Raw genomic sequence first — 3,438 nt, 5'->3', positions numbered from 1 at the left:
TTGCCTGGTCGCGTCCATCCACGATGAGCGCGGCTACGCCAAGATACGCGCCGCGCTCGCCAACAGTTATGATCTCGGCGCGAACCGGCCGGACATTCAGGTGGTGGATGTCGATCTGCTCGGCGACCGCCATTTGCGGCTGCAGCACAAGGTCAATGACGGCATCCTTCTCGAGGATGCCAGCCGCGACGCCACGCTTCGTCACATCCGCAGGCTTTGGGGTTATGAAGTCAGCCTGGCGGCCATGGATGCCGAGACCGGCGCGACGATCCACGAACGCTCGACGAGCCAGATCGCGGGATGACGGCACCCGGTCTCCCGGCGCACATCAGGCGTCGCCGGCTGGCCTGATCCTCAGCCTTGCGATCCGGTTCTTGTCGCGTTTCATGACGATGAAGCGCTTGCCGTGGAACGTAAAAGCCTGCTTCTCCTCGGGGATCGATTGCGTCTCGTGGATGACGAGGCCGGCAATGGTGGTTGCCTCCTCATCCGGCAGGTTCCAGTCGAGAGCCCGGTTGAGGTCACGGATCGGCACCGTACCGTCGACGACCACGGAGCCGTCGGCCTCCTGCTTGACGCCCTGTATGTCGACATCGTGCTCGTCGGCGATCTCGCCGACGATCTCCTCGATAATGTCCTCCAGCGTCACCAGCCCTTCGACCTCGCCATATTCGTCGACGACGACGGCGAAATGCGCCTTGCGGCGAAGGAAGGCGTTGAGCTGTTCCTGCAAGGTCGTGGTGTCGGGCACGAACCAGGGTTTCGAAGCGATCTTCATCACGTCGATCCTGGAGAAATCGTTGCCGACTTCGTTCAAGGCGCGCAGCAGATCCTTTGCATGCAGCACGCCGACGATGTTGTCGAGCGAACCTTTCCACAGCGGCATGCGGGTGTGCGGGCTTTGCAAAATCTCGCGCACCACCGCTTCCGGCGCATTGTCGGCATTGACCGAGCGCATGTTGGTGCGGTGGACCATGATGTCGGAGACTTCGAGTTCGGCGAGATCGAACAGGCCGCCGACGCGGTCGCGATCCTCGCGCACCACCTGGCCGTCGCGGCGGAAATCGTCGACCGCGCCGCGCAATTCGTCCTGGCTGGAACGCTGCGGCTCGATGCGCGAAAGCTCGTACCCGAACATGGCAAGCAGGCGCGTGCGCACGGCAACGAGCAGCACGATGAGGATGGCAAGGACGGCGACAACGATCCAGCCGGGCTCGTTCATCTCCGGTCGCTTTCCTTTGGGTGGTTTTCCCTCAGAAACGACAGCACTTCCGATGCCGGAACATCCTTGGCAATGAAAGCCTGGCCGACGCCGCGCGTCAGGATGAAGGTTAGCGCGCCGCGCGACACCTTCTTGTCCTGGGTGATAAAGGCAAGCAGCGCCTCGGCGTCAGGCAGATCGCCCGGGATGTCGGCTATTCGCCAGGGCAGGCCGACGGCGCGCAGATGCGCCTCGACGCGCGCGGCATCGTCGGGGCTGGCCAGATTGAGCCGCGACGAGAACCGGTAGGCCAGCGCCATGCCGATGGCGACCCCTTCGCCATGGACGAGACGGCTTCCGTCATATTGGGTGGCGGCTTCCAGCGCGTGGCCGAATGTGTGGCCGAGATTGAGCAACGCGCGGTCGCCGGTCTCGAACTCGTCACGCGCAACCACGTCGGCCTTGGCGCGGCAGGCTTCGGCAATCGCCTGCGCCCTCTCCGGCCCGCCGGCAAAAACCTGGACCCAATTCTTTTCCAGCCAGGCGAAAAATTCCGGCCGGTCGATGAGCCCGTATTTGGCGAGCTCGGCATAGCCGGCGCGGAATTCCCGGATCGGCAGCGTGTCGAGCACCCCTGTGTCGGCCAACACCAGTTTCGGCTGATGGAAGACGCCGACAAGGTTCTTGCCGCGTGGGCTGTTGATGCCGGTCTTGCCGCCGACCGAGGAATCGACCTGCGCCAGCAGCGAGGTCGGAATCTGCACGAAATTCATGCCGCGCCGAACGATGCCGGCGGCAAAGCCGGCAAGGTCGCCGATAACGCCGCCGCCGAAGGCGATGACGATGTCGCCGCGCTCCAGTTTCGCAGCCAGCACACCGTCGACCACCTCTTCGAGATGGGCAAAACTCTTGGTCTTCTCGCCAGGCGGCAGGGTGATCACCGCGGTCTGGATGCCACCCGTTTCGAGGCTGGCCTTCAGCGCATCGAGATGCGCTGCCGCGACATTGGCGTCGGTGACGACCGCGGCGCGTGTGCCCGGCAGCCGGCGCGCAATCTCGGCACCCGCGCGGGCCAACAACCCCGAGCCGATCAGAATGTCGTAGGTCCGGTCGCCAAGGCCGACTTCGACGACAACGGGTGCCTCGATGCTCACTGTTCCACCTCGCCCGTCGCAGCCGCCTGATCAATGCCGAAATGCCGGCACAGCGCGTCCACCACCTCGGTAGCGATGACTTCCTTGCGGTCGTCGCGGGTCGGCACTGTGACGTCCGATGTCGCGTAGACCGGATAGCGCTCGCCCATCAGCCGCTCCAGCACGGCGCGCGGGTCGGCGCTTTTCAGGAGCGGCCGGTTCTGTTTCTTGGCGACGCGATCCATCAGAAGGTCGAGTTCGGCCTTCAGCCACACCGAGACGCCCTGCGCTGCAATCGCCTCGCGCGTCTGCGCATTCATGAAGGCGCCGCCGCCGGTCGACAGCACCTGCGGCCCGTTTTCCAGCACGCGCAGGATGACGCGCTGCTCCAGCGCCCTGAATTCGGTCTCGCCGTAGCGCTCGAACAGTTCCGGAACGGTCATGCGCGAGACGCTTTCGATCTCCTGGTCGCTGTCTATGAAGGGCAGCGCCAGCATCGTCGCCACCTTGCGGCCGATCGCCGTCTTGCCGGCGCCCATCAGTCCGACGAAGACGACGGAACGGCTGCCCAGCCTGCCGAGCAACGCGGCGTGGTTCTCGTCTGGAGGATTTGCTGGCAGCGCGTTCATCGGATGTTTCGAAGGCCCTCTTTGCCGGCGTATCGACATGAAAAGCCCGTTTGCGTCAAGCGTGGCAAGTGCCTTGAACCCGATATGGACCGGCAGGGTCTGCATCAGAAGTTGCTAACAGGCCCCAGCTTCTTCCTTGAATTGGCCGGATTGGCGTCCCATAAGGGGACAGGGTTTGGAAACGCAGAACAAGAAGACGGGCGAAAATTGATGCCGACACTGTTTCGCTTTGTCGTGGTAACGGCGATTCTGGCTGGCATTGCCTATGGTACGATGTTCGCACTGGTGATGTTCGTCGAGCCAAAGAAGGGGGAAATGAGCGTGCGCATCCCTCCGGAAAAGCTCAATCCCAAGAAAAGCTGAATGAACAGCGCGGCCCGCATCGAAGCCTTTCTGGAAATGATGAGCGCCGAGCGGGGCGCGGCCGAAAACACGCTTTCCTCCTACCGCCGCGACCTCGAGGACGCTTCCGGCG

Annotated in this window: 5 protein-coding genes and 1 pseudogene; 3 read left to right on the top strand and 3 right to left on the bottom strand. The window is 63.6% G+C overall.

The annotated features are described in order from the left end of the window. Positions 1–304 (top strand): annotated as a pseudogene (locus EN925_RS28530) (SpoVR family protein); the annotation flags it as partial. Positions 305–328: 24 nt separating this feature from the next. Here EN925_RS28530 and EN925_RS28525 read toward each other — a convergent pair. The 3 genes from EN925_RS28525 to EN925_RS28515 are packed head-to-tail and all read right to left on the bottom strand — an operon-like array spanning position 329 to position 2,963. Continuing rightward, a complete protein-coding gene (locus EN925_RS28525) occupies positions 329–1,222 on the bottom strand; it encodes an HlyC/CorC family transporter (protein WP_013529359.1) in 894 nt (297 codons plus the stop codon). Further along, the gene (aroB, locus tag EN925_RS28520) at positions 1,219–2,355 is read right to left on the bottom strand and encodes a 3-dehydroquinate synthase (protein ID WP_024503736.1); all 1,137 of its coding nucleotides are present in this window, start codon (positions 2,353–2,355) and stop codon (positions 1,219–1,221) included. The genes EN925_RS28525 and aroB overlap by 4 nt, the downstream gene beginning before the upstream one ends. After that, positions 2,352–2,963, bottom strand: a complete 612-nt coding sequence (locus tag EN925_RS28515; RefSeq protein WP_024503735.1) for a shikimate kinase — start codon at positions 2,961–2,963, stop codon at positions 2,352–2,354. Before EN925_RS28515 ends, aroB begins: the two co-directional genes overlap by 4 nt. A gap of 210 nt (positions 2,964–3,173) precedes the next feature. On the opposite strand from EN925_RS28515, the gene EN925_RS28510 reads away from it, so the two are divergent. Together EN925_RS28510 and EN925_RS28505 are read left to right on the top strand one after the other, a co-directional pair. Further along, entirely contained in the window at positions 3,174–3,326 is a 153-nt protein-coding gene (locus EN925_RS28510; protein WP_013529356.1) for a hypothetical protein, read from the top strand. Beyond that, positions 3,327–3,438: site-specific integrase (locus EN925_RS28505; RefSeq protein WP_164894445.1), on the top strand; the 112-nt coding region annotated here is incomplete at its 3' end. It lies immediately after the preceding gene.

Source organism: Mesorhizobium sp. M7A.F.Ca.US.006.04.2.1, from assembly GCF_004022915.1.
Lineage (GTDB): Bacteria > Pseudomonadota > Alphaproteobacteria > Rhizobiales > Rhizobiaceae > Mesorhizobium > Mesorhizobium ciceri.
The sequence above is the reverse complement of the archived record's forward strand: the minus strand, read 5'-3'. Positions and strand labels throughout refer to the sequence as shown.